The sequence below is a fragment of the Devosia sp. Root413D1 genome (genome assembly GCF_001425235.1).
Lineage (GTDB): Bacteria > Pseudomonadota > Alphaproteobacteria > Rhizobiales > Devosiaceae > Devosia_A.
The window spans coordinates 414657-440542 of sequence record NZ_LMEA01000012.1 but is presented as its reverse complement, the minus strand read 5'-3'; the positions used below and the strand labels follow the sequence as shown (position 1 = coordinate 440542).

Sequence of the window (25886 nt, the reverse complement as noted above, 5' to 3'; positions counted from 1 at the left end):
AGCACAGATGTCGCAGATCGGAGTATCGCCGCGCGGCGCCGAGCGCTTTTGGGTGATCGTGCTGCTGCTGCCGACCTTGCTGGGGCTGGCGCTCGGCGCCTTCGGCTCGATCGCCGCCACCATCGGCATCAGCCTGTTCCAATGGGACCTCTTGAGCCCGGCCAAATGGGTCGGCTTCGACAACTATCTGGCGTTGCCCGAGAACCGCAATTTCCTCAAGGCGCTGGGCAATACAGCTTTGTTCTCCGCCATTTATGTGCCGGCGACGCTCTCGATCTCGCTGGTGGTGGCGGTGCTGCTCAACCAGCGCATCCGCGGCGTCAGCCTGTTCCGGCTGATCTACTTCATCCCGGTGGTCACTTCGCCCACTGCGGTGGGCCTCGTCTGGACCTGGATCTACTCCAAGGACAAGGGCGTCCTCAACGCCATCATCACCACTTTCGGCGGCGATCCGGTGCATTGGCTCGGCTCCGACATGGCGCTCTATTCGGTGGTGATCGTCAATGTCTGGGGCGCCATCGGCGAGGGGATGATCATCTTCCTCGGTGGCCTGCAGGCCATTCCGCGCGATGTCTACGAAGCCGCGACCATCGATGGCGCCAGCCGCTTCCAGCAGTTCCTCGCCGTCACCATACCGATGCTGCTGCCCTCGATCTTCTTTCAGGCCGTGCTGTGCACCATCCACGCCTTCCAGGCCTTCGATTACGTATACATCCTCACCCAGACCGGCAATGGCGGCTCGAGCCTGCCTATGTTGGTGTTCAACATCTACCGCGAGGGCTTCAACTACTTCCGCATGGGCAATGCCTCGGCCCAGTCGGTGGTGCTGGCGGTGATCGTCTTGAGCCTGACCCTGATCTATTCGCGGCTCAACAAGCGCTGGGGGCAGGGATGAGCGTCGTCACCGCCTCTGCCCCGGCCACCGAACTGCCGACCACGGCCTTCCTCGCCAAACACCTGCGCGAGAACCTCTGGTTCTATCTCGTGCTGCTCGCCGGCGGCGTGCTGATGGTCGCGCCGTTCGTCTGGATGGTGTCGACGGCGCTGAAGCCGGCGGCCGACCAGTTCACCCGCGACCTGATCCCGCGCCAGATCACCTTCGAGAATTTCGGCAAGGCCTGGGAGCTGATGGAGTTCCAGCACCTCGTCTGGAACTCGTTCCGCATTGCGGCGCTCTCGACTATCGGCCAGGTGGTCACCTGCTCGATGGGCGCCTTCGTCTTCGCCATCGTCCGCTTCAAAGGCCGGGACTTGCTCTTCCTCGTGCTGCTGGCAACGCTGATGGTTCCCTACCAGATGACGGTGATCCCACAGTTCATCATCTTCAAAACCTTCGGTCTCTACGGCACCGACGTGCCGCTCTATCTGCCGAGCTTCCTCGGCGGCGCCTTCGGCGTGTTCCTGCTGCGCCAGTATTTCCGCACCATCCCGCTCGAGCTGCTCGAAGCGGCCCGGCTCGATGGAGCGAGCCTTTTCCGCATCTACTTCTCGATCTACCTGCCGTTGGCGAAGCCCGCGCTCGCCGCCCTCGCCATCTTCGCCTTCATGAGTTCGTGGAACGACCTGTTCAGCGCCCTGATCTACCTACCGTCCGATCTTGAAAAGACCACACTGCCGGTCGGGCTGGCGCTGTTCCAGCGGCTCTATCGCGCGCAATGGGCGCTGATGATGGCCGCCGTGATCATCTCGATCGCCCCGATCATCGTGGCGTTCTTCTTCGCCCAGAAGCAGTTCATCCAGGGGTTCGCCGCGACCGGCATCAAGTAACCCCTGACCCGCAGCCTCCAACCAGCCACCCCCTCAACATCGCTTCGCGATGAAGGAAAAACTCATGCTCAAAATCTGTCTCATCGGCGCCGGCAGCACCGTCTTCGCCCAGTCGATCCTCGGTGACGTGCTCTCTAATCCAGCGCTGCAGAACGCCACCATCAGTCTGTTCGATATCGACGAAACCCGGCTCTCCACATCCTATGTCGTCGCCAACCGCATCGGCCAGACCCTGGGGCTCACCAACCTCAAGGTGGAGGCCACGATGGACCGGCGCGCCGCGTTGCAGGATGCCGATTTCGTCATCCTGATGATGCAGGTGGGCGGCTACAAGCCGGCGACCGTCACCGATTTCGAAGTGCCCGACAGCTTTGGGCTCAACCAGACCATCGGCGATACGCTCGGCATTGGCGGCATCTTCCGCGGCCTCCGCACCATTCCGGTGCTGTTCGACATCTGCCGCGACATGGAGGAGGTGTGCCCGGACGCGACGCTCCTGCAGTACGTCAACCCGATGGCCATCAACTGCTGGGCCATCAAGCAGCAGTTCCCGCACATCAAAACCGTCGGCCTCTGTCACTCGGTACAGGAAACCTCGCACCAGCTGGCGGAGCTCCTGGGCGAGAACCCCGCCGACCTCAGCTATCTCTGCGCCGGCATCAACCACGTCGCCTTCTACCTGAAGTTCGGCAAGGTGCGGCCCGATGGCGCCTTCGAGGATCTCTATCCGCGCCTCAAGGCTATCGCCCAGCACGGCCCGATCCCCGACGACGACCGAGTGCGTTTCGACCTGCTGAAGCGGGTCGGCCACTTCGTTACCGAGTCGAGCGTCCACTTCTCCGAATACAACTCGTGGTTTCTGAAGCGCGGCCGGCCGGACCTGCTGGACCAGTACAACCTGCGCATCCGCGAATATCTCTACCGCTGCGAAGAGCAGATCGCCGACTGGCACCAGCTGNCTGAAGCGCGGCCGGCCGGACCTGCTGGACCAGTACAACCTGCGCATCCGCGAATATCTCTACCGCTGCGAAGAGCAGATCGCCGACTGGCACCAGCTGCGCCGCGACCTCGAGGGCGATGCACCGCTCGAGGTCGAGCAATCCAACGAGTATGCCGCCGGCATCATCCGCTCACTCACCACCGGCGAGCCCGGGCTGATCTACGGCAATGTCCCCAATCGCGGGCTGATCGAGAACCTGCCCGATGACGCGGTGGTGGAAGTGCCCTGCCATGTCGACCGCAATGGCATCCAGCCCACCCGTATCGGCCGCATCCCCGATCACCTGGCCTCGATCATGCAGCTCTCGATCAACGTGCAGCGCCAGACCGTCGCGGCGGCCGTGACCGGCAAGCGCGAGCACATCTACCACGCCGCCATGCTCGACCCGCACACCGCGGCCGAGCTGTCGCTCGACGAGATCTGGAGCCTGGTCGACCGGCTGATCGAAGCGCACGGCAACTGGCTGCCGGCTTATCGGTGAACTCGCAGGGCCGGTGCGAGCTGACCCCCACCCTTGATTCCTCCCCCTTGCGGGGAGGGATCAAGGGTGGGGGGCAGCTCCCACCGGCCTCGCAGTCTACTACTTCACGCTCGAATAGCTCGTCGGCGTCAGGAACTGGCTCGACACATTGGCCAGCAGCGGTCCGTTCGCCTCTGACGCCTTGCGTGCCGCCTGCCAGTCCGGGTCGGCGAGGAATGCCGCCCATTTGGTCTCGCGTTCTGCCATCGAGTTCCAGCGCACCATATAGGTGAGGTCGTTGATCGAGTTGCCGATCACCGTGGTCCAGAACCCGGCCTGCTCAATGCCGTGCCGCTTCCAGATACCAAGCGTGTGGTCTTCGAACCGGCGCTGCAGGTCGGGCAGCTTGCCGGGCAGGCAGGTATAGATGCGCAACTCGTAAATCATGCTCTTGTCCCTCGGCGCCTGTTTCTCGCGCCCGCCGCAATTAGCCTGATGCGGGTGCGATTGACAAACCCTCCGGCACAGCCATCAGCGGCATAGACGGCTATAAAAGATTATAATAGCATACCATTATAAGAAACGGACCAAGTCCGTCGGAGGATGCTTCGCTGAGGGGCGGAGCAGAGGGCTCGATATCGATCGTCGGGACACGTGACTCGAGCGAGATCAGGAAAAGTTGCAGACTTTTCCGGTTCGATCTCGCGCCAAAACGACGCCGTCGGCGGCCCTGCGCCACCGGACGACGGGGGATGACTTGGCGCATTTTCGGCATCTGGGAGGGAACATATGCCAAATCGATTGAAACGGGTTGTGGCCGGGCTGGCACTGGGGCTCTGCGCCATGCTGCCGGCCGCCGCTTCGGCGCAGACCGTCGATGAGATCATTTCGCGCGGCAAACTGATCATTGCCGTCGACACCACCACGCCACCCTACGGCTTTCTCGATGCCGAACTGAAGCCGACTGGCTTCGACATCGAGGTCGCCAACAAGATGGGCGAGGCGCTGGGCGTGCCGGTCGAGTTCGTCACCGTCACCTCGCCGGGCCGTATCCCGGCGCTGCTCACCAAGCAGGTCGATGCGGTGGTCTCGATCTTCTCGATCACCCCGGCCCGCGCCATCCAGATCGACTACTCGATCCCCTATGCCGGCCAGTCGGCAGTGGTGATCGCCCCCAAGAGCACGGCGATTTCGAGCCATGCCGATCTCGTCGGCAAAAAGGTCGGCCTCACCCGCGGCACCGCCGAGGACGGCATCCTGACCGCCGCGGCCGAGGCCAATCCGGGCATCGAGATCCTGCGCTTTGACGATTATGCCTCGCTGCTGCAAGCCATGGTTTCCGGTCAGATCGACGCCATGGGTGGCGGCGACTATGGCGAGATCTACCTGAAGAAGGCGCAGAACGGCGACGACTTCGAGCAGAAGTACAAGCTCAAGACCTTTTACTTCGGCATCGGCGTCGCCAAGGGCAACGACAACCTGCGCCAGTGGCTCAACACCTGGCTGTTCACGCTCAAATCCGATGGCGTGCTCGCTGACCTGTCGATGAAGTACCGCAACCAACCGCTGCCCGATCTGCCGGTCTTCTGATCGCGCCCGAACTTTTGTCTGGAGGTGGAGTCCTGAACGAACAGGCTCCGCCTCCTCCACCGTTCTCGACAGGACGCGCATGCAAACGGCCCTGCAATTCGGACCGGTCCTCATCCATCTCGACCGGCTGCTCGCCGGCGTCGGGCAAACCGTCCAGCTCGCCGTGCTGTCGATCCTCTGCGGCACCATTATCGGCACGCTTGGCGCCATCGGCCGCAGCTTCGGGCCGCGCTGGGTGTCCTGGCCGATCGCTGCCTATGTCGAGTTGATCCGCAATACGCCGTTGTTGATCCAGCTCTATTTCGTCTTCTTCACGCTGCCGCTGATCGGGCTGAAATTTTCGAGCGGCACCGCGGCGATCCTGGCGCTCTCCATTCACCTCGGCGCCTACGCCACCGAGATCCTCCGTGCCGGCGTGCAGTCGGTGCCATCAGGCCAGATCGAGGCGGCCAAGTCGCTGGGCCTCAGCAGCTATCGCATCATCCGCCATGTCGTCCTGGTGCCGGCGGTGCGCGCCGTCTACCCAGCGCTCTCGGCGCAGTTCATCCTGCAACTGATGGGCACCTCGATCGTCGGCGCCATAGCCGCCGAGGAGCTCACCGCCATCGCCAACAACCTGGTGATGGAGACCTTCCGCAGCTTCGAGGTCTATATCGTCATCGCGGTGATCTATTTCGTCCTGGTGCAGGCGGCGAGCCTGATCTTTGCCGGCCTCGGGCGCCTCTTGTTCCGCTGGAAGAGCTGAGATGAGCCTCCGCGATTTCGGCCCTAACGAACTGATGTTCCTGATCATGGCGACGCGCTGGACCATCCTCCTGGCGCTCATCGCCTTCGCCGGAGGCGGGGTAATCGGCCTTGTCGTCGCGGCGTTCCGTGTCGCGCCGTTGCCGCCGCTGCGCTGGCTGGCGGCCGGTTACATCCAGTTCTTCATGGGCACGCCCATCCTCATCCAGCTGTTCATGGCCTATTACGGCTCGTCGCTGCTCGGCTTCCGGCCCGACCCCTGGGCGGCCGCCGCCATCACCTTCTCGCTCAATGGCGGCGCCTTTTTCGGCGAGATTTTTCGCGGGTCGATCGATGCGGTGCCCAAGGGGCAGTGGGAAGCCTCGACCGCCCTCGGCTTCCGTTTCCTGCCGACGCTCCGGCTGGTGATCCTGCCGCAGGCAATACGGCTGATGCTGCCGCCCACCGTCGGCTTCATGGTGCAGATCGTGAAGACCACCTCTGTCGCCTCGCTGATCGGCCTCACCGAACTGGCCCGCGCCGCAACACAGGTGAACACCGTCACCTTCCAGCCGGTGCTGGTGTTCGGCACGGTGTCGCTGATCTACTTCATGCTGTGCTGGCCGCTGTCGCTCTATGCCGGCTACCTCGAGCGCAAAGTCGGGCAGGGGCTGCAGGTGAAAACGAAGAAGCCGCTGTTGCTGGCGAGTTGAGGCGTTTGCGGGAGCAAAGTCCGTGCCCACGTACTCGATGTCATCCCTGCGAAAGCAGGGACCCATTTCACCGCTTGCGCCAGCTGCGAGTTGGGTCCCAGCTTTCGCTGGGATGACACCCGGTGGTGGCGGAAGCGCACTGCCAAGACCCCGGGCAGCTCCCCCTTCCAAGGATGGGTCTCACCCCCCGAACGCCGGCAGCGCCAACCCCTTGGTCCCCACATCGATGGCGAACAGCCCGCCCGGGTTGCTCTGGCCGACGAAATGCTCGGCCGGCCGCTTCAGCACCGCGGTGGTGACATAGAGAATGTCGAGGTTCTCGCCGCCGAACTCACAACAGGTGGGGAGGTCCGTCGGCAACACGATCGACTGCATCAGTTTGCCCTGCGGGTCGTACTGGTTGACCTTGCTGGTCACCGGGATGGTCACCCAGTAGCAACCATCGGCGTCGACCGTGGCGCCGTCGGCGATGCCGCCGCTGCCGTTGAGGTCGATGAAGGTGCGCTGGTTCTCGATGTCGCCGGTGACCGGATCGAAATCATAGGCTCGGACGATCGTCGTGTGGCTGTCGGAGAAATACATGGTCTTGCTGTCGGGGCTCCACGCCAGCCCGTTGCAGCAGCCCACCCCTTCGATCATCCGGTGCACCGAGAGATCCTTGTCCATCCGGTACAGCGATCCGATGAACTGCACGGGCTTGCCCGGCGCCTCGAACATCGAGCCCGACCAGAAGCGTCCCTGCCGATCCGGCTTGCCATCGTTGAAGCGGGTATCGGCGAGGTGCGCCTCGGGATCGATGATCGCTTCGAACGCTCCGCTCTTGGGGTCGAAGAAATAGAAGCCCGACACCATGGTGACGACGAGCCCGCCTTTCTGCCTGAGCCCGATGCAGCCAAGATATTCCGGCGCTTCCCAGGTGTCGTCCTTGCCGGTTTTCGGATCGTAGCGGTGGATCAGCTTGCTCCAGATGTCGATCCACCACAGCACCCTCGCTTTTGGGTCCCAGATGGTGCCTTCGCCGAGTTCGGCCTTGGCGTCGACGACGCAGGTGATGTCCCAGGTCATGTAAATGGTTACCCTTTGACTGCCCCGGCGCTGAGCCCGGCGACGATGTAGCGCTGGATCAGCAGGTAGAAGATGACCGGGAAGATGGAAAAGAACAGCGCCGCCGCCAGCACGCGGTCGATCGGTGTATCGAGCATCACCTTGAGTGAGGCGAGGCCCACGGCCACCGGCCGGATATCGGGTGAGGTGACCAGCGTGACCGCGAACAGGTATTCGTTCCAGGCATAGAAGAACGACACCACGCTGATCGCCACCAGCCCTGGCGCGGACAAGGGCAAGAGCGTCCGGACCAGCGCCCCGAGCGGCGAGCAGCCGTCGATCAGTGCGGCTTCATAGATTTCCTCGGCGATCGAGTCGAAGGAGTTCTTCAGGATCCAGATGCAGATCGGCAGGATGAACGCCGCGTCCACCAGCGACAGGGCAGGCAGGCTGTCGGAGAGACCGAGGTTCCGATACATCGCGTAAACCGGAATGACCACCAGCGCCTCGGGCAGCATCTGGGTCATCAGCAGCAGCAAGCCGAAGGCCGCCTTGCCGCGCCACCTGAGGAAAGTCATGGCAAACGAGCCCAGCACCGCCAGCGCCAGGACAATCAGCGTTGTCATCCCCGCCAGGAGCAGCGAGTTCACCAGCCAGCGCGCCACCGGGAAGTTCTCGAACAGCGTGATGAAGGGCAGGAAGCTGATCTCCTTGGGAATCAGTGGCGGCGGAAACTGCATGCCGTGGCTCAGCGGCTGGATCGAATTGACGATCATCCAGTAGACCGGGAACAGCACTGCGGCGCAGAAGCCGAGGATGAGGGCGTAGAACGCCACCCCCTTACCAAGCCGGCGCAGCTTGTGGACCGCAGCAGTCGAGGATGCCGCCATCTCAGCGCCTCCTCGCACGGTCTTGCCGCTGCTGGGCATAGACGAACAGCAGGGTGAGCCCGAGAACGATGACGAAGCCCGAGACTCCCAGGGTGGCGCCATAGGCCAGGTCGAAGAACCGGAAGGCCGTCTGGTAGATGCGCAGCACCAGCGTTTCGGTAATGCCGCCATACGGGCCGCCGCCGGTGGTCAGCCAGATCAGCGTGAACTGCTTGAACGAGAAGATCGACATCAGCACTGCCATCAGCAGCAGGGTCGGGGTGATCTCGGGGATGGTGATGTGGCGGAGCACCTGCAACGGGTTGGCGCCGTCGACCTCTGCTGCTTCGTAGGTCTCGCGCGGGATGGCCTGCAGCGCCGCGAGGATCACCAGGAAGGTGAACGGAAACGCCTTCCAGATCGACAGCGCAATAACCAACGGCATCGCCAGCTTGGGGTCGGACAGCCAGTTCAGGTTGTTTTCGATGCCGGGAATGAGCCGGGCGAAGACGTTCATCACCCCGAAGGTCGGATTGCACATCCACAGGAAGACCAGAACGGCCGAGATTTCCGGGAAGGCCCAGGGGACCGCGATGGCGCTCCGCGCCAGGTTGCGGCCGCGGAACTTGCGGTTCAGCAACAAAGCGGCGAGCAGCCCCAGCGACACCGCTCCAACGACCACGAAGGCCATGTAGGTGAAGGTGACCTGGACGGCGAACCAGAAGTCTTCGTCCTCGAACAGGCGTTCGTAGTTGCGCAGGCCCACCCAGGTGACCTTGTCGACGCCGACCACGTTGTTGGAAAAGCTGGTCAGGAACTGCTGGGCGATCGGGAACAGGATGAAGACGCCGAGATAGGCGACGATCAGGAAGACCAGTGTGTAGGGCAGGGAGTGGTGTCGATTCCACCCACGCCGTTGCCTCGCGCGTTCTTCCACCGCCTCTGCAGTCGCTGATTGAAACATGCGCTCGATATTCCCGGAGGTCGACATAAGGGGCGCGTGCAGCCTCTCGCCCCAGACACCGTCGGGGGCGCTCCCGTGGAACGCCCCCGACACGCTCGGTTCAGCCGTTACAGGGTGAAGCCTTCGAACAGCCGCTCGGATGCCTTCTCCAGCTCCTGCTGGGCATCGGCCATGGCGTCCTCGACCGGCCGGTCCGCGACCAGCACTTCGGAGAACTTGTCCATGACGACGTTGCCGAACTCCTGGTTGAAGAAGATGTAGTCGCCCATGATCTCGAGCGGCGTGATCGCCTTGCCCGCGAGGTAGCCCTCGGCCCAGAACTGCTTGTCGAGGTATTCCTGGCGGATCGCCTCCGGATAGGGCGGCACCACATCGAGGCACCGTTCCATCAGTTCCTGATAGTTCTCGGGCTTGTACAGCCACTCGACAAAGCCCTTGGCGGCGGCCTTCTCGTCGTCCGAGGCGTTGGCGTTGACGCAGATCGGATGGATGCGGGTGATCGCCTTGCCGCTGGGGCCGGGCGGCACCACGCTGCGCAACGACGGATAGATGTCCGGCCCGGAGCTCGACCAGATGTTGACCGCGGCCGAGACGATCAACTGCTGCCCGATGCGGCCATTGGCGTACATCTGGTTGGCGGTTGCCGTGTCGGTGCCCTTCGGCATCGCCTTGTCGTACATGGTCTTGAAGAGCTTCAGCCCCTCGATCACCGGAGCCGTGTTGACCAGCGGCTTCCGCCCATCTGCCCAGACGCCGTCGAACATCACCGCCCATTGCTGCAGGATGAACCAGAAGTCGCCTGGCTCGCTCATCAGGTGGGGCGAGTAAATGCCAAACTGGTCCGGCGACTTGGTCAGCGCGGTCGATGTCTCCACCCATTCCTCGACCGAGGCTGGCGCCCCGAGTCCGGCCTTCTCGAACATGGCCGAGTTGTAGAGCAGGCCGAACTTCACCGTGACGATGTCGAGCCCGTGCACCTTGCCATCGATGCGCAGGTGGTCATGTGCAGCGCTCAGCTTGTCGCCGATGCCGAGCTTGTCGACGATATCCTGCAAGGGCTCCAGGTGTCCGCCGCGCAGCAGACGCACCACCAGGTCGGGGGTGGTGTGGAACAGGGCGCCGTTGATCTTCCCGGACTGGGACTGGATCAGCATGTTGTTGGTGAATTCGTTGAACGGCGCGCCGGCTTCCTCGATGAAGACATCGCTCTGTTCGGCGTGAAACTTCGCGAGGATCGCCCGCCAGGCGTCGCCGCGGCCCGGTTCGTTCCACATCCACGATACCAGCGGGATCTTGATCTTCGCATTCTGGGCGAGCGCTGGCGTCGCCAGGGCCGCAGCGAACCCTGCCGCTGCGGTCCGCTTCAGGAAGTCACGGCGCCCCATGCTCATCGAGCGCGGGAGCAACAGGCCGTTGCCTGGCTTGTTCATGTTTGTTCCTCCTCATGGAGCCCGGCGCGACGGTCATTCGCCATCTCTGCGCCAGGTCCGACCACGTTGATACCGGTATCAAGCATCACTATCCGTTCACCGGCGGCGATGGCCACCAGCGACAGAAACGATGTGTTCAGGCTTCCCCTCGTGACGCGGCAGCTCCTCAACTGTCGCGCTCCGGCCGGACGAGCGGAAACAACTCATCCAACAGCTATGATGCTATTATAATTCTATAATGCTGTCCATGCCGATGCTGGCTGGCGCATCAGACTTTTCGACGGCCGGTCAGGCGAGGTCGTTCGGCGCGTCGTAAGTGATCGAGAACATCTCGGCCGGATGCCGGGCGATCGAGAACTCGACGTTCCGCTGGTCCGACGACTGGTACATCATCTCCACCGCGAGGATCGCCGAGCCCTCCGCCACCCCCAGGTCCGCCGCGACCACCGCGTCAGCGATCTCGGCGCGAATGGTGCAATGCGCCACCGCCATGCGGATGTTGAGCCGGCGCTGCACCGCGCGGAAGATCAGCACGTCGTTGAAATCTTCCTTCTTCAACTGCGAGCCGATATCGGGCGGGAAGTAGGTGGTGATCTGCGCCTTCTTCTGCTTGCCGACGCCAAGGATCGAGCGCAGGCAATAACCCTGCTCATCCTTGCTGAGCCCGAAATGCCGTTGCAACAGTGGCGAGCTTTCCTTCTTGTACGATTTGATCTTCAGCGACGCGTCCTTGGTGAAGGCCGCCATGTCGGCGAAGTTCTTGAACGTCCAGCTCAGCGTCACCGGCGGTGCGGCCGAGGTGACCACCGCGGGTTTCGCCGACCGCTTCTTGATCAGCCCGTCGGCCTCGAGGTCGCGCAGTGCCTGGCGCACCGTGATCAGGCTGACCCCGAACCGCTCGGCGATCATGGCTTCCTTGGGTAACTCGCCGCCGACCGGAAAGGCGCCCGAAGTGATCGGCTCGCGCAGGATATCCGCGAGCTGCCGGTACAGCGGCCCCTGGGCCCGCGCCAGCGCGCGCTTCGGCAACAGATCAATCGTCGCGTTCAGGTCGTCCATGTACTCAGCCATGCCCCATAGGTGTGGCTATGATAATAGCACGAACTCGTTGCAGCGAACCGGCGCGTTCACGTCGTCCCCGTCTATGTGGGGGGCAGCTGAGGTGACACCCGGCGCTTACCCAAAACTCGGTGTCATCCCAGCGAAAGCTGGGACCCATCCATCCACCTGCGCCGCCTTCGAGTTGGGTCCCAGCTTTCGCTGGGATGACACGCGGTGGGTGGGGATGGTTTGGTACCTATCCACCGAACTCGCTAAGCCAACAACCGCAGCGGCAACTCCAGATACGCCTTGAACCGCGTCAGGAACTCCGTCGCCGCATCCTCGCTGACTGCGGCCGCGTCGAACGACAACAGGCATTCCCCCGCCGCCGGACCCGCCGCCAGCACCAGCCGCATGTTGCGCCCGGGCTTCAGCGGCATCACCACCGGGCGGATATCGGAGGCCGCCAGCAGCTTCAGCGACAGCGCCGCCGGCTCCTCCGACTGGTCGCCACCGGCCTCGACCGCCGCAAGCCGTCGCGCCCGCAACGGCCCGAGCGAACCCCCGCGGATATCGGCGAACACCAGTTGCCCGACCTGCTGTTCCAGCGCCACCGGCGCTCCGGCGAGACTATGGCTCTCCGGCACATCGTCCAGCGCACATCCGGCCGCCCGCAGCACTACGTCCTCGAGTGTGAACGGCGTATCGGCGTCGGCGAAACCGGCCAGCAACTGCAAGAGCGTTGCCAGCTGGATCGTCGTGCCGAGCGCCGACGCCTGCGGACCGCTGGCTGCCACCGGGGCAAGGGGGCGGGCGGTGTAGGCCGCAACATCCGCAGCGACGATCCGGCCATTCGGTCCGCTGCCCGTCAGCACCTCCAGCGTGAGGCCGCGCTCCCGCGCCAGCCGGCGGGCATAGGGTGAGGCGGCGCGGCGGGGCTGGAGTGCGGTGGCGGCCATCAGCGCTTCAGGTATTCGCGGTTGACGCAGTTGGTGAGCCGGCCCTCGGTCAGGTAGGCGTGGATCACTTCGATCGATTTGAGCCGCAGGTCGATCATCGAGGCCGGGCTGTAGAACGCCGCGTGCGGCGTGACGATCAACCGGTCCTTGATCCACGGCTCATTGGCGCGCCAGGCCTTGATCAGCGGGTGGTCGAGATCCCCCGGCTCATTCGGCAGCACGTCGAGCCCGGCGCCCACCACGGTCCCCTGGCGCATCGCGGCTTCCAGTGCCGTGACGTCGATGATCGGGCCGCGCGCCGTATTGATGACGATCAGCCCGGGTTTGGCCGCGGCAAACGCCTCGGTCCCGAGCAGCCCACGCGTTTCGGTGCTGAGCGGCGCATGCACCGACACCACGTCGGCCCTGGCCATCAGTTCGTTGAGCGAATGCACCCGCTCATAGCCGGTCGAGAGGTCGACGCCCGACAACAGATGCGGATCGTAGAACACCACCTTCATGTCAAAAGCGGCGGCGCGCCGTGCCGCGGCAAGCCCGATGCGGCCGAGCCCGATGACGCCGAACGTCGCGTTCTTGTGCCGCCGGATCAGCGGCGCCTTGGAGAAATGCCAGCCCTCGAGCCCGTCGACGGCGATCTCGGCCGGGTAGCTATAGGTGCCGCGGGTCAGCGCCAGCATCAGCGCGATGGCGTGGTCGGCCACCTCGGTGGTGCCATAATCGGGCACGTTGCAGGCCGGAATGTTGCGGGCGCCCCAGCCGGCCGTGTCGATATTGTCGAAGCCGACGCCAGAGCGCACCGCGATCTTGGCATTGGGGAACGCCGTCGGCGGCAGCGGTACGTTCAGCGTCGGCGAATGGTTGATCACCGCATCGACGGTCTTGGCTACCTCGGGGTCGAGCACCGCCGCGACATCTGCCGTCGAGCGGGCGAGAATGAACTCGACATCCGGGTAGTGCTGGCGTTCCAGCTCGGCATCGTCGGCAGCCTGCCAGTTGACGCACAGAATCTTCATCGCTTCCTCCGCTGCCCTCGGCAGTCGCTGATTATTTCCGAATGCCGCCGATGCGGCCGCCCATCGGCACGACCGCACCGACCGGCTGGTCGATGGCGCTCAGTGTACCCGAAGCCGGCGCTTCGATCTCCACCACCGCCTTGTCGGTTTCGATCTCGGCGACCACGTCGCCTTCCTTCACAGCATCGCCGACCGCCTTCAGCCATTTGACCAGCGTGCCCTCGGACACTGTGAGGTCGCCGAACGGCATGTTGATCGGCTCGTCGTCGGATTTGGCCGCGGGGGCCGGAGCCGCGGCGGGCGCCGGTGCTGCGGCCGGGGCCGGGGTTGGAGCCGCAGTTGCCGCCTCGGCGACGATGCCGGTGGTGTGCCAATGGTCCGGCACCGGCGCCTTGCCGGCGATGATGTTGCGCACCCCGTCCATGATTTTGGCGGCGTCGACCAGCATGGCGCGCTCCAGTACGGGCGCAAACGGGTGCGATACCGGCGCGGTGTGCAGTCGCCCAACCGGGCCGTCGAGCTCGTCATAAGCCAGCTCGTTGATCGTCTGGGCGATCTCGCCGCCCATGCCGCACATCGCCCACGCCTCGTCCACCACCAGCAGGCGGTGGGTCTTCTTGACGCTCTCGACAATGGTGTTCACGTCAAGCGGCATGATGGTGCGAAGGTCGACCACTTCCACGTCGGTGCCCTGCGCCGCGAGGAGGTCGGCTGCCTCCAGCGCCCGCGCCACCATCTGGCCGGCCGCGACGATGGTGATGTCCGTGCCGGAGCGGGCGATACGGGCCGAGCCGAACGGCACATAGTGATCCTCGCCCACCGGCACCGGGCCCTTCGAGGCAAACAGCGCCTTGGGCTCCAGCATGATCACCGGATCGCCGCCGCGCAGCGCCGTCTTCATCAAGCCCTTGGCGTCGGCCGGGTTGGACGGCACGCAGACGATCAGGCCCGGCATATGGGCGAACAGCGGATGGTACATGCCCGAGTGATGCGGGCCGGAGCTGCGCAGTGCTCCGGCGCCGGCGCGCACCACCATCGGGGCGCTCATTTCGCCATTGCTCATGTAGCGGAGTTTGGCCGCCTGGAGGAAAATCTGCCCGGTGGTTTCGAAGGCGAAGTCGGCGAACATCAGGTCCGACACGGTGCGGGTGCCGGTCGCCGAAGCGCCGACTGCCGCAGCGGTGAAGCCCTGCTCGGAGATCGGCGTATCGACCAGCCGCTCGGCCCCGAACTCGTGCCAGAGGTTCTTGGTATGGGCGAAGCTGCCGCCGCGCTCGCCGGTGCCTTCGCCGAAATAGAGAATGGCCGAGTTGGCCCGCATTTCCTCGGCAATGCCGTCGCGCACCGCTTCGAGCCAGCCCTGCACCCGCGTCTCGCCGGCCGGCCGTGCCTTGAGCGCTTCGGGCGGGTTGATCGGGTTGGCATAGACATGCCGCCGCACTGTCGCCGGATCGGGCTCCGGCGAGTTGCGCGCGAACTCCAGCGCCTCCTGCACCACCTTGTCGATATGGCTTTCGATATCGGCAAGATCGTCGGCATCGGCAATGCCGTAATCCTCGACCAGGCGCTTGCGGAACATGTCGATCGGATCGCGCTTGATCCAGGCGTCGACCTCTTCCTGCGTGCGGTAGGTGCCGATCACCGGGTCGCCTTCATGGTGCCCGACGGTGCGATAGGTCTTGGCCTCGATCAGCGTCGGCCCCTTGCCGGAGCGCGCGCGCTCGGTGGCTTCCTGCATCGCCAGCCACACCGCGAAGACGTCGTTCCCGTCCACCGCGACGCCCGGCATGCCGTAGCTGTCGGCCTTCGTAGCGATCTCGGGGTTGAGGGTGATGGATTTGAGCGGCGTCGCTGTGGCGTAGAGGTTGTTCTCGCACACAAAGATCGCCGGCGCGTGGTTGACCGCCGCGAAGTTCAGCCCCTCGTGGAACGCCCCATGGTTGGCCGCGCCGTCGCCGAAAAACGCCACGCCGATATCGTCGCGGCCCTGCGCCCGGGCGCTCATGCCGATGCCGACGGCGTGGCCGATGCCGGCCCCGACAATGCCGTTGGTACCGAACAGCCCGACCGAGCGATCGTAGAGATGCATGGTGCCGCCGCGGCCGCCGCAGATGCCATCGGCCTTGCCGAACAGCTCCGCCATCACCCGCCTGGGGTCGGCGCCCTTGGCCAGCGCGTGCCCGTGTCCGCGATGTGTAGAGGTGACCCAGTCGGACCGGCGCAGATGCGCGCAGACGCCGACGCCGGTCGCTTCCTGGCCGATATAGAGATGCAGGAACCCCGGGGTTTCGCCTTTGCGGCAGGCCACCTGCGCGACGCTCTCGAACTTGCGCAGCAGCACCATCTGCTCGAACAGGCCCATCAGCACCTGCTTGTCGGGCAGATTGCCCGCGCCAGTCTGCTGTGCGCCTTTGCGCATCGCCGAAATCGCCACCGCTGAGCCTCCCTGCGTCGTCCCGATTCCGGGTACTGTTCGCATCCTCACAATCGAGCATAGATTATAATAGCATAATGTCTAGGCGGAAAGTTCCTGTCGCCTCGGCCGGCCGCGCGGGCTAGGAAAGGGGCGAATGAGGGAGGTTTGTCATGCCGTTATTGCCGCTTCGTGCGCGCCTCAAAACCGCGGCGCCGCTGCTGGCGCCGTTCTCGATCATCCCGTCGGTGGAGCTGGTCGAACTGGTGGCGCTCGCCGGTTATGACGGCATCATCCTCGATCTCGAACACGGCGCGCATGGCAGCGAAGCGCTCGGTCCGCTGATCCTCGCTGCCATGGCGCGCGGCATCTATCCGCTGGTGCGGGTGCGCAGCAGCGAACCGACCGAAATCGGTGCTGCGCTCGATGCCGGCGCTGCCGGGGTGATCGTGCCGCAGATCGGCTCGCTCACCGAAGCCGAGCGCGCCGTGCGCGCTGCCCGCTTCGCCCCCGATGGCAATCGCGGCGCCAACTCCTTCGTCCGCGGCGCCGACTATTCCGGCCGCGCCGAGTGGTTCACTGAGGCCAACCGCGATGTCGCCGTACTGCTGATGGTCGAAGGCGCCGGCGGCGTCGCCGCATTGCCGGAGATCCTGCAGCTCCCCACCCTCGATGGCATCTTTCTCGGCCCCCTCGACCTGTCGCACGCCCTCGGCGTGCCGGGCGAAATGGGCCACCCCAAGGTGGTCGCGACGATCGAGCAGGTGATCGACGCCTGCAAAGCCGCCGGCGTCACCACCGGCATCTTCGCCGGCACCGCCGAAGCCGCCCGCCGCTGGATCGCTCGCGGCGTGCCGCTGGTGGGGGCAGGGGTCGATACCGCACTGGTGCTCAGGGGGTTGAAGGCGGCGGTGGGGGAGTTGCGCCAACCCTGAGTTCGGCGCGTGGGGCACCCCCACCCTCATTCCCTCCCCACAAGGGGGAGGGAGGCCGATCGAGTCCGCTGAACTATCAGTCGTCTCTCCCTCCCCTCGATGGGGAGGGATTAAGGGTGGGGTGGGGCCCCACGCTCAGCCGGCAGCCCCCGTACGCCGCACCGTCGCATCCGGCCGCGTGAACAATTCCTCCCTCAGCCGCATCCCCAGCCCGGCGCCATCGAGCGGCGCCACCCGGCCCGCCGTCACCGGTGGCAGGTCGGCGACGATCTCGGTGTACCAGCCGGTGAAATAGGCTCGCACCGCCTCCTGGTAGATGGCGTTCGGCAGCGTCGCCGACAGCGCGCAGCTCGCCGCATAAACGATCGGTCCCGTGCAGTCGTGCAGCGTCACCGGCAGCTCGCTCGCTTCCGCCATGTTGGCGATCTTGCGGGCTTCGGAGAGCCCGCCGCACCAGGCGAGGTCGATCATGATCACCGAGGCGGCGCGCTTGTCGATCAGCTGCTTGAACATCTGCCGCGAGGCCAGTCGTTCGCTCGCCGCGATCGGCGTCGAGGTGTGCCGCGCCAGCTCGGCCATCGCATCGAGCTCGTTGTAGCGGATCGGCTCTTCCAGCCACGCCACATCATAGGGCTTCAGCGCCTCGGCGATACGGAGCGCCGGGGGCAGGGTCCAGAGGCCGTGCAGCTCGACCATGATTTCCATGTGCGCCCGACCGCGTCGCGGATCCGCTTGAACGGCTCCAGCGCCGTGTCGAGGTCGCTGAGCGAGATGCGGGTGCCGTTCGAGGCCTCGGCGGCGATGTCGAACGGCCAGATCTTCATCGCTCCGATACCCTCGGAGAGGAGGCTCTTCGCCAGCTTCCCTGCATCGAACCGCCAGGCCAGCAGGTCCTCATACGGCCCATCGTTCGAGTCGCCTGCCTGCAGCGACCAGTCCTCGGTGCGCTCGAACAGCGAGTTCTTCTTGCTGGCACGCACATGCCTGTAGCCGGCGCAGGTATTGTAGATCGGCACCGTCTGGTGCGTCCGCCCGCCCAATAGCCGCCACAGAGGCTCGCCCAGCGCCTGGCCATAAATATCCCACAGCGCGATGTTCACCGCCGAGTTGCCGCGCACTTCGGCGCCGGAATCGCGCGCCCCGACATAGACGCTCCCCAGCGTCCGGTCATGCAGCTCGATGTCGCGCGGATCCTTGCCGATCAGGTAGGGCGCCACATTTTCGTGGATGTAGCTCGCCACCGGCCCCGGTGCCCAGAAGGTCTCGCCGGTCCCGACGATCCCCCCGTCGGTATGCACCCTGAGCCAGCAGAGGAACGGGAACTCCGCGATCGTCAGTGTCTCGAGCGCAGTGACTTTCATTCAATCCCCTCGGCAAGCCCGTTGACACCAATTTATGGTACCGGTATCAGTCGCGTCAAGATGTCCGAGGGGAGGACGCCGTCTTGGCCGCGAATACGAACGAGGCATTCCTGAAACGTGCGCTGGTCACGGGCGCCGCCGGCGGGCTGGGGCGCGAAGTTGCCATCCAGCTGGCGATGCGCGGCTGCGCCGTGGGGATTGCCGATATCAATGCCGCCGGCGCCGCCGAAACGGCGCGCCAGGTCGAGGCCGTCGGCGGTCAGGCGCTCGAGATTGTCGGTGATTTCACCCTCGAGGGGGCGCCCGAAGCAGCCGTCGACAAGGTGGTGGCGCGCTGGGGCGGCATCGACATCCTCGTCAACAATGCCGGCTACGGCGTCATCGAGCCCTTCCTCGAGTCGAGCTACAGATCCTGGACCCGCACCCTGGCGCTCAACGTCACGGCGCTCGCCATGGCCTCGAAGGCCGCCGGGCGGGTGATGCGCGAGCAGCGCGCCGGCCGCATCGTCAACATCACTTCGCCGGGCTCGCGCATGGCGCTGCCCGACTACACCGCCTACACCGCCAGCAAGGCCGGGGTGGATTCGATCACCCGCGCCCTCGCCGTGGCGCTGGCCCCCTATGGCGTGCTGGTAAACTCGCTGGCGCCCGGCATGATGGATACCGAGATGCAGCGCTCGACCGAAGTCGAGCTGGCCCGCGTCAACGGCCGCAGCAACGACCTGCAGGCCTTCCTCGACGAGCGCACCCGCCGCGTGCCGCTGGGCCGTCGCGCCGAGATCGCCGAGGTGGCGGAGTCGGTGGTGTGGCTCTGTCTCGATTCACCGCCTTACATGACCGCCGAGCGGCTCAACATGTCCGGCGGCCTCGACAAGGATTGATCTGATGACCCGCAACTCGCCTCCGGCTGAGGCCGATGTCGCCGCGCTCAAGGCGCGCGCCACACAGCTGCGCCGCCACATGCTGACCATGGCCCGTGGTCAGGGCGCCGGCTATATCGGCCAGGGCCTCGGCATCGCCGATGCGCTCACGGCGCTCTATTTCCACGAGCTGCGCTACGACCCCGAGAATCTCGGCTGGGCCGACCGCGATCGCTTCCTGCTGTCGACCGGGCACTACTCGATCGCGCTCTGGGCTGCCCTCGCCGAAGCCGGCATTATCCCGGTCGATGAACTCGTCACCTATGGCGCCGATAACAGCCGGCTCGAGATGTCGACGCTCGATACCACGCCCGGCGTCGAAGTGATCGGCGGTTCGCTCGGCCATGGCCTGGGGCAGGGGGTCGGGCAGGCGCTCGGGCTGCGGCTCGATCGTTCGGAGGCCCGCGTCTTCGTCGAGCTCTCCGATGGCGAACTGCAGGAGGGTTCGACCTGGGAAGCCGCCATGTCCGCCAGTCATTTCCGGCTCGATGGGCTGGTGGCGCTGGTCGATTGCAACGGCATCCAGGCCGATGGCCCGGTGGTGCTCGACATGGAGCCGGTGGCCGACAAATGGCGGAGTTTCGGCTGGGAGACTTTTGAGATCGACGGCAACGACATGGATGCCGTGGTCGCAACGCTCGCCAAGGCGCGCCAGCGCAACGGCAAACCCAAGGCCATCGTGCTCCGCACGCTGCCCGGCAAGGGTGTCCGCCGCATTGAACAGAGCGAGAAATCGCACTTCTTCCGCGTCGATGTCGCCCATTGGGATACGATCATCGACGAGTTCGAGCACAGCGTGGGAGCCGGGCGATGAGCCGCGCCATGGAGGCCGGCCGCACGCTGGCAATGGGTGAGAACGAAGCCGCCGCCGGCGGCCGCCAGTCGGTCGATACCCCGTTCGGCAAGGCGCTGGCCCGTCTCGGGCAAGAGCGGGGAAACATTGTCGGGCTCACCGCCGATCTCGGCAAATACACCGATATCCACCCGTTCCGCGACGCGCATCCCGACCGCTTCTTCAATGTCGGCATGGCCGAGCAGAACCTCGTCGCGGTGGCGGCCGGCCTCGCCCGTACCAAGAAGCAAGTCTTTGCCACCACCTATGGCGTGTTCGCCAGCCGCCGCGCTTTCGATTTCGTCGCCATTGCGTTGGCCCACTCCAACCTCGACGTGAAGATCATCGCCGGCCTGCCCGGGCTGACCACCGGCTATGGCGGCACGCACCAGGCCATCGAGGATCTGGCGCTGATGCGGATGATCCCCGGGCTCACCATCATCGATCCGATGGATGCCACCGAGATCGATGCCGCGACGGTGGCGATGTCGGATCACCAGGGCCCGGTCTACATGCGCCTGTTGCGCGGCGCCGTGCCGGTGGTGCTCGAGCCCGGCTACAAGTTCGAGATCGGCAAGGCGCGGCAGCTGCGTGACGGCAAGGATGTCGGCATCATCTCGACCGGCATGATGAGCGAGCGCGCCATCGATGCCGCGGCGCTGCTGGAAAAGCGCGGCATCTCCGTCGCGGTCCTCCACGTTCCGACCATCAAGCCGTTTGATGCGGAGACGGTCGCCGCGTTCGCCGCCTCGGTGGGGCAGGTGGTCACCGCCGAGAACCATGTGATCGTCGGTGGCCTCGCCAGCCTGGTGGTTGAGACCTTGTTCGATGCCGGGATAGTGAGGAAGGTCACCCGCATCGGGCTGCCCGACCGTTACATCGAATGCGGCGCCGTCCCGACCCTGCAGCAAAAGTATGGGCTGACGGTCGAGGCGGTGGTTGAGAAGATAGTGGCAATAGGCTGAAGCACACGCCGGGTCATTCCCGCGAAAGCGGGAAACTCCGTTTGCGGTGTCGGACGCGCACGCAGAAAACAGAGGTTCCCGCTTTCGCGGGAATGACCCGGTGAAAGACGGTGGGTCCACGGGGGGCGGGAGGAGCCGAAACACATGAAAATCACCGAGATCGAAACCTTCACCGTCGGTGCCGGCTGGAAGAACTGGTTGTTCGTCAAGGTGCATACCGACGCCGGCATCTATGGCATTGGCGAGGGCACGTTGAACGGCTTCATCGCCACCACCGAGGCCGGGGTGCATGAGCTGAAGCACCTCGCCATCGGCCAGGACCCACGTCGCATCAGCGCGCTGTGGAAACGTCTGCTCGACAGCGTGTCGCTCGATGGCGGCCATATCCATCGCACCGTGATGGCGGCGGTCGAAGTTGCCTGCTGGGATATTCTGGGGAAGAGCCTCGGCGTGCCGATCCACCAGTTGCTCGGCGGCCAGGTGCGTGACAGCGTGCTCGGCTACGCCAATGGCTGGTATCGCACCGAACGGACTCCCGAGCACTTCCTCGAGGCGGCGAAAGCCGTGCTCGCCAAGGGCTTCAAGGCGTTCAAGCTCGACCCCTTCGGCACCGCGCAGGGCTTCATCTCCCGCGAGGAACTGGAGCTCAGCTACGATATCTGCCGCAAGCTGCGTGACGAGTTGCCCGCCGACACCCGCATCCTCATCGACGTGCATGCCCGCTTCACCGAAATCGCGGCGATCAAGGCGGCCGAGCGCTTCGCCGACCTCGATATCTACTGGTGGGAGGAGCCGACCTCGCGGGATCGGCAGGAGACGGTGCACGAGGTGGCGCATCGCTCGCCCATCCCGGTGGCGACCGGCGAAATGTTCGACACGGTCGGCCAGTTCTACGCGCTCGCCGCCGGCGGTGGCGTCAACATCTTCCAGCCCGAACCGATGTCGCTGGGCGGCATCGGCCCGTCCATGCAGGTGGCCAACCTGGCGCTGGCGCATGGCAGCCACATCGCGCCGCACCAGAGCGGCGGCCCGGTGGCGACGGCGGTCTGCCTGCAACTGGCAGCAGCGGTACCGAACTTCCTGATCCAGGAGCATTTCGACGCCTTCAACGACGCCTGGACCTTCGATCTCGTCACCTGGCGGCCGAGCATCGATCCGAAGAACGGGCACCTGTCATTGCCCGACGCGCCGGGCCTCGGCATCGACCTCAACATCGACGCCATCAAGCAGCACCCCTACGACCCGCACGCCTATCTCAATGTGCACACTGAGGGCTGGGAACAGCGGCTGGGCACCGACGCGCAGAACAAGGCTAAGGCTAAGCGGTAGGGGTGTTTTTGAACGACAGCCCCTCACCCCCGACCCTCTCCCCAGAGGGAGAGGGGGCGATGTGGCACCGGCAGTGCAAAGTACGTCCCCTCTCCCCTGCGGAGGGGAGAGGGTTAGGGTGAGGGGCAGACCCCGCTAAGCGCTCTCCCGATCGACAATCTCAAAGCCCAAACTGGTGATCGTCGCCAGCTTCTGCTTGCCGCCCAGCCGGTCGAGCAGTTGCCGCACGGCGCGCCGGCCCATCTCGTAGCGGTTCACCTTCACCGTGGTCAGCGGCGGGTAGAGCTGCGCCGCCAGGTCCATGTCGCCATAGCCGGCGATGCCGATCCGGTCGGGGATGGCCCAGCCGCGGCGGTGGCATTCCTGCACCGCGCCGATCGCCAGCGTATCGGAGGAGAAAAAGATCGCGTCGATATCGGCGTGTCGCTCGGTCAGCGTCACCAGCGCCTCGGCGCCGCCGGCCGCGGTGATCGGCACTTCCACTTCCAGCGACGCGTGGTTCTCGATCCCGAGCTCGGTGAGCGCTGCATGGTAGCCGGTGCGTCGCTGCTGCAGCCGGTCATTGCCGTGAATCGGGGTCGAGACGAAGCCGATGCGCTTATAGCCCTTGGCCGCCAGGTGCATGGTCATGGCATAGGCGGTCTCGAAGTTCGACACGCCCACCACCATGTCGATCGGCTGGCGCCCCTTGATCTCGGAAATCTCCACCACCGGCGCGCCGCTCGACACCAATAGCTGCCGCGCCACCTCGCTCTGCACGAAGCTCTGCAGGATCATCCCCGCCGGCCGCCAGCCAAGCAGGGTGCGGATCGAGGCTTCCTCGGCCTCGGTGGTGAATTCGCCCTGCACCAGCAGCATCGAATATCCGCCCAGCTGGCACTCGTCCGACATGCCCTGCACCTGTTCGGCGATGCCCGAGTTGATCAGTGGCGGTACCACGGTGCCGATGATCCGGCCGTTGCCCTTCATGCTCGAGGCCAGGCGGTTGGGCACGAAACCGGCCGCTTCGATGGCTTCCAGCACCTTGGCGCGGGTCGCCGGGGCGACCATGTCGGGGTTCGAGAGCACGCGGGACACGGTCATCGGCGCGACACCGACCCGCTTGGCGATCTCGCGCACCCCCAACCGCTCCAGCGGCTTCTTGTCGCCGCCGTCTTCCGACCTGGCCATGCGCTACTCCCGAAAACGCGCGGAATCATAGTCGTCACAAGCGCTTCGCGCCAGCACTGGTTCCGGTACCATTTCCTTTGACGTCATCGAATGGTTCCGGTACCATCATTGCAGATCATGGCTCGCCGGATAACTGGTCAGACCAGTGCAAGAGAGGTCTTGACACTTATAATAGTATAATAGCTGATGAGGGCATGGCGAAGCGCTGACCGGATCACTCCGCAACAGCGCCGCCGCTCAGGGAGGAAAAGCATGAACAGCGCGGCGCCCGCCACGACCGAGCAACCAACCACGCCTTCGCTGCGCAACCGGCTGATCTCCTTCATCGCCATCGGCGAGGTGGGGGTGATCGCGGCGCTGCTGCTGCTGGTGGCGTTTTTCTATTTCATGCAGCCGGCCTTCCTGTCCGAGCGCAACATCCGCGCCATCCTCAACGTCGTGTCGTTCGTCGGCATCATCGCCATCGGCCAGACCATCCTCCTGGTGGCCGGCGAGTTCGACCTGTCGGTCGGCTCCGTCGCCGGCGTCTCCGCGGTGATCGCCGCGCAGCTGATGACGGCGCTCGCCTGGCCGGTGCCGCTGGCCATTCTCGGTGGCATGGGCGTCGGGGCGCTTATCGGGCTCATCAACGGCATCATCGTCGTGAAATTCCGGATACCGGCCTTCATCCAGACCCTGGGCATGCTGTTCATCGGGCAGGGGCTGATCCAGCTCGTCACCGGCGGCTATCCGGTCTACCCGCTGCCCAAGGAAGTGTCCGATTTCGGCATGAGCACCTTTGCCTTCGGGCTGGGCTGGAGCTTCGCCTTTTTCATCGTCGCAGCCATCGTCGCCGATTTCGTGCTGCGCCGCACCGTGCTCGGCCGCAACCTCTATGCCACCGGCGGTAACCCCGAAGTGGCGCGCCTCGTCGGCATCAACACCACCATCTATAAGATCGGCGCCTTCATCACCGTCGGCGCGCTCTCGGCCGTGGCCGGCATGTTCGTCATGGCGGACTTGCAATCCGGCACCACCTCGATCGGCTCGGGCTGGGAGCTCATCGTCATCGCCGGCGTGGTGGTTGGCGGCGTCAGCCTGTTCGGCGGCGCCGGCACCATTGCCGGCGGCGTGGTCGGCATCCTGATGCTCAAGGTGGTGCAGTCTGGCCTCGTGGTCATCGGCGTCAACTCCAACTGGCAGCAGATCGCGGTGGGCGTGATCATGGTGCTGGCGGTAGGCCTCGATATCCTGCGCCGCCGCTACTTCACCGTTGGCGCCGGCGCCAAGGCCGCAGCAGCCAAAAAATCCGACAGCAAGACATCGGGCGCCTGAGGGGGCGCCACACAACCCGTTCAACGCCACGCGGCAACCCGCGGGCCAATGGAGGAGAGGAACCATGAACATCTCGAAGAGGACACTGGTGAAAGGCCTGCTCGGCGCCGCGGCGCTGGTTGCGAGCTTCGGCACCGCCGGCGCCAGCCATGCCCAGGAGGTCAACCTGCTCTGGGTGCAGGCGATGAAGGATCACCCCGTGCATCGGCTGATGCAGGCGGGCTTCCTCGATAAGTGCAAGGAGCTCGGCTACACCTGCGAAGTGGTGGGCGACCCCTCTGCCACCAACTGGGATATCCCGGCCACCCTGCCGCTCGCCGAGGCGGCCCTGTCGCGCACCAAGTTCAACGCCGTCGGCGTCTACGGCCCCGATCCGGCGATCTATTCCTACATCACCAAGCTCGCCAAGGAGGGCCTGCCGGTCGTCACCTGGCACGTGCTGCCACCCGAAGGCTCGGTCGATGGGCTGAAGGCCGCCGCCGCGCAGGATATCGCGGCTGCCGGCACCAATGCCGCCATCGCCATCGGCGACAAGCTCGGCGGCAAGGGCACTGTCGCCCTCACCCAGGGCGCTTCGAACGATACGGAAAACGCCATGTCGGACGCCTTCCGCAAGACCATCGCGGAAAAGTACCCCGATATCAAAGTGCTCGAGACTCAGATGGAAGGTTTTGAGCCCTCCGCTGCCGAGGGCAAGGCCATCGCCATCCTCCAGGGCAATCCGGACGTCAACGCTGCCTTCGGCACCACCGGTAACTCGATCCAGACCTGGTCGGGTGCGGCCCGCAAGGCCGGCCGCGACGTGGTGATCATTGGCATGGACTACATCCGGCAGAACCTCGACCTGGTGAAGTCGGGCGCTGCCTACGGCATCGTGGCGCAGCCGCTTTACGAGGAAAGCGCCAAGGTTGCCGAACTGCTGGGTGCTTTGGCCAAGGGCGAGACGGTCACCTACATGAACGTGCTGCCCAGTAAGGTCATCACTGCGACCGATCTCGACCCCTATTACGCCATGCTCGAAAGCGCCGGCCAGTAAACCGGCTCCCACCGTGCCGGCCTCCCCTGACCCGGGGG

Annotated in this window: 24 protein-coding genes and 2 pseudogenes; 14 read left to right on the top strand and 12 right to left on the bottom strand. The window is 65.0% G+C overall.

Going from position 1 to position 25886, the window contains the following annotated elements:
• Positions 1-7 precede the first annotated feature (7 nt).
• The 4 genes and pseudogenes from ASC89_RS24460 to ASC89_RS29030 all read left to right on the top strand — a co-directional run.
• Positions 8-895 (top strand): carbohydrate ABC transporter permease, encoded by an 888-nt coding sequence (locus ASC89_RS24460; RefSeq protein ID WP_056002890.1) that lies wholly within the window; start codon positions 8-10, stop codon positions 893-895.
• Positions 892-1767 carry a carbohydrate ABC transporter permease gene (locus ASC89_RS24455; protein ID WP_056002887.1) on the top strand — a complete coding sequence of 292 codons (876 nt, stop codon included), beginning with the start codon at positions 892-894 and terminating at the stop codon, positions 1765-1767. Before ASC89_RS24460 ends, ASC89_RS24455 begins: the two co-directional genes overlap by 4 nt.
• Before the next feature lie 64 nt (positions 1768-1831).
• A pseudogene (locus ASC89_RS29035) lies at positions 1832-2725 on the top strand (alpha-glucosidase/alpha-galactosidase); the annotation flags it as partial.
• A gap of 1 nt (position 2726) precedes the next feature.
• Positions 2727-3248: pseudogene (locus ASC89_RS29030) on the top strand (alpha-glucosidase/alpha-galactosidase); the annotation flags it as partial.
• A gap of 99 nt (positions 3249-3347) precedes the next feature.
• Here ASC89_RS29030 and ASC89_RS24445 read toward each other — a convergent pair.
• Positions 3348-3674: an NIPSNAP family protein gene (locus tag ASC89_RS24445; protein ID WP_056002884.1), complete on the bottom strand. Its 327-nt coding sequence runs from the start codon at positions 3672-3674 to the stop codon at positions 3348-3350.
• A 342-nt stretch (positions 3675-4016) separates the two neighbouring features.
• On the opposite strand from ASC89_RS24445, the gene ASC89_RS24440 reads away from it, so the two are divergent.
• From ASC89_RS24440 to ASC89_RS24430, 3 genes are all read left to right on the top strand, one after another.
• Positions 4017-4817, top strand: coding sequence for a transporter substrate-binding domain-containing protein (locus tag ASC89_RS24440; RefSeq protein ID WP_056002881.1), 801 nt, complete (start codon positions 4017-4019; stop codon positions 4815-4817).
• Between the two features lie 79 nt (positions 4818-4896).
• Complete coding sequence (locus tag ASC89_RS24435; protein WP_056002879.1) at positions 4897-5562, top strand: amino acid ABC transporter permease; 666 nt, start codon at positions 4897-4899, stop codon at positions 5560-5562.
• Between the two features lies 1 nt (position 5563).
• Complete coding sequence (locus ASC89_RS24430) at positions 5564-6253, top strand: amino acid ABC transporter permease (RefSeq protein ID WP_055885597.1); 690 nt, start codon at positions 5564-5566, stop codon at positions 6251-6253.
• Between the two features lie 180 nt (positions 6254-6433).
• On the opposite strand, the gene ASC89_RS24425 is transcribed toward ASC89_RS24430, so the two are convergent.
• The 8 genes from ASC89_RS24425 to ASC89_RS24390 all read right to left on the bottom strand — a co-directional run bounded on the left by ASC89_RS24425 (position 6434) and on the right by ASC89_RS24390 (position 16007).
• Positions 6434-7318, bottom strand: a complete 885-nt coding sequence (locus ASC89_RS24425; RefSeq protein WP_056002876.1) for an SMP-30/gluconolactonase/LRE family protein — start codon at positions 7316-7318, stop codon at positions 6434-6436.
• A gap of 8 nt (positions 7319-7326) precedes the next feature.
• On the bottom strand, positions 7327-8187 hold the full coding sequence (locus tag ASC89_RS24420) for a carbohydrate ABC transporter permease (protein WP_055885589.1): 861 nt from the start codon (positions 8185-8187) through the stop codon (positions 7327-7329).
• Between the two features lies 1 nt (position 8188).
• Positions 8189-9130 (bottom strand): carbohydrate ABC transporter permease, encoded by a 942-nt coding sequence (locus tag ASC89_RS24415; RefSeq protein ID WP_162247990.1) that lies wholly within the window; start codon positions 9128-9130, stop codon positions 8189-8191.
• A gap of 107 nt (positions 9131-9237) precedes the next feature.
• Complete coding sequence (locus ASC89_RS24410; RefSeq protein ID WP_055885580.1) at positions 9238-10560, bottom strand: ABC transporter substrate-binding protein; 1323 nt, start codon at positions 10558-10560, stop codon at positions 9238-9240.
• A gap of 288 nt (positions 10561-10848) precedes the next feature.
• A complete protein-coding gene (locus tag ASC89_RS24405; RefSeq protein WP_055885577.1) occupies positions 10849-11619 on the bottom strand; it encodes a GntR family transcriptional regulator in 771 nt (256 codons plus the stop codon).
• A gap of 254 nt (positions 11620-11873) precedes the next feature.
• Positions 11874-12560 carry an E3 binding domain-containing protein gene (locus ASC89_RS24400; protein WP_055885574.1) on the bottom strand — a complete coding sequence of 229 codons (687 nt, stop codon included), beginning with the start codon at positions 12558-12560 and terminating at the stop codon, positions 11874-11876.
• Positions 12560-13573, bottom strand: a complete 1014-nt coding sequence (locus ASC89_RS24395) for a C-terminal binding protein (RefSeq protein WP_055885572.1) — start codon at positions 13571-13573, stop codon at positions 12560-12562. Before ASC89_RS24395 ends, ASC89_RS24400 begins: the two co-directional genes overlap by 1 nt.
• 31 nt (positions 13574-13604) lie before the next feature.
• Positions 13605-16007 carry a thiamine pyrophosphate-dependent enzyme gene (locus tag ASC89_RS24390; protein WP_055885569.1) on the bottom strand — a complete coding sequence of 801 codons (2403 nt, stop codon included), beginning with the start codon at positions 16005-16007 and terminating at the stop codon, positions 13605-13607.
• Positions 16008-16159: 152 nt separating this feature from the next.
• On the opposite strand from ASC89_RS24390, the gene ASC89_RS24385 reads away from it, so the two are divergent.
• Positions 16160-16921: an HpcH/HpaI aldolase/citrate lyase family protein gene (locus tag ASC89_RS24385; RefSeq protein ID WP_056002869.1), complete on the top strand. Its 762-nt coding sequence runs from the start codon at positions 16160-16162 to the stop codon at positions 16919-16921.
• Positions 16922-17056: 135 nt separating this feature from the next.
• Here the strand turns inward: ASC89_RS24385 and ASC89_RS29195 are convergent, their stop codons facing one another.
• Complete coding sequence (locus ASC89_RS29195; RefSeq protein ID WP_320410486.1) at positions 17057-17617, bottom strand: enolase C-terminal domain-like protein; 561 nt, start codon at positions 17615-17617, stop codon at positions 17057-17059.
• On the bottom strand, positions 17557-18282 hold the full coding sequence (locus tag ASC89_RS29190; RefSeq protein ID WP_320410485.1) for a hypothetical protein: 726 nt from the start codon (positions 18280-18282) through the stop codon (positions 17557-17559). Before ASC89_RS29190 ends, ASC89_RS29195 begins: the two co-directional genes overlap by 61 nt.
• 83 nt (positions 18283-18365) lie before the next feature.
• On the opposite strand from ASC89_RS29190, the gene ASC89_RS24375 reads away from it, so the two are divergent.
• The 4 genes from ASC89_RS24375 (at position 18366) to ASC89_RS24360 (ending at position 22328) form a co-directional block, all read left to right on the top strand.
• On the top strand, positions 18366-19163 hold the full coding sequence (locus ASC89_RS24375; RefSeq protein WP_056002866.1) for an SDR family NAD(P)-dependent oxidoreductase: 798 nt from the start codon (positions 18366-18368) through the stop codon (positions 19161-19163).
• Positions 19164-19167: 4 nt separating this feature from the next.
• The gene (locus tag ASC89_RS24370) at positions 19168-20016 is read left to right on the top strand and encodes a transketolase (protein ID WP_056002864.1); all 849 of its coding nucleotides are present in this window, start codon (positions 19168-19170) and stop codon (positions 20014-20016) included.
• On the top strand, positions 20013-20999 hold the full coding sequence (locus ASC89_RS24365) for a transketolase family protein (protein ID WP_056002861.1): 987 nt from the start codon (positions 20013-20015) through the stop codon (positions 20997-20999). Before ASC89_RS24370 ends, ASC89_RS24365 begins: the two co-directional genes overlap by 4 nt.
• 144 nt (positions 21000-21143) lie before the next feature.
• Complete coding sequence (locus ASC89_RS24360; RefSeq protein WP_056002858.1) at positions 21144-22328, top strand: mandelate racemase/muconate lactonizing enzyme family protein; 1185 nt, start codon at positions 21144-21146, stop codon at positions 22326-22328.
• A 135-nt stretch (positions 22329-22463) separates the two neighbouring features.
• Here the strand turns inward: ASC89_RS24360 and ASC89_RS24355 are convergent, their stop codons facing one another.
• Positions 22464-23498, bottom strand: coding sequence for a LacI family DNA-binding transcriptional regulator (locus ASC89_RS24355; protein WP_056002856.1), 1035 nt, complete (start codon positions 23496-23498; stop codon positions 22464-22466).
• A 252-nt stretch (positions 23499-23750) separates the two neighbouring features.
• On the opposite strand from ASC89_RS24355, the gene ASC89_RS24350 reads away from it, so the two are divergent.
• Positions 23751-24812, top strand: a complete 1062-nt coding sequence (locus ASC89_RS24350) for an ABC transporter permease (RefSeq protein WP_056002853.1) — start codon at positions 23751-23753, stop codon at positions 24810-24812.
• Between the two features lie 64 nt (positions 24813-24876).
• Positions 24877-25848, top strand: a complete 972-nt coding sequence (locus ASC89_RS24345; RefSeq protein ID WP_056002850.1) for a sugar ABC transporter substrate-binding protein — start codon at positions 24877-24879, stop codon at positions 25846-25848.
• The last annotated feature ends 38 nt before the right edge of the window (positions 25849-25886 follow it).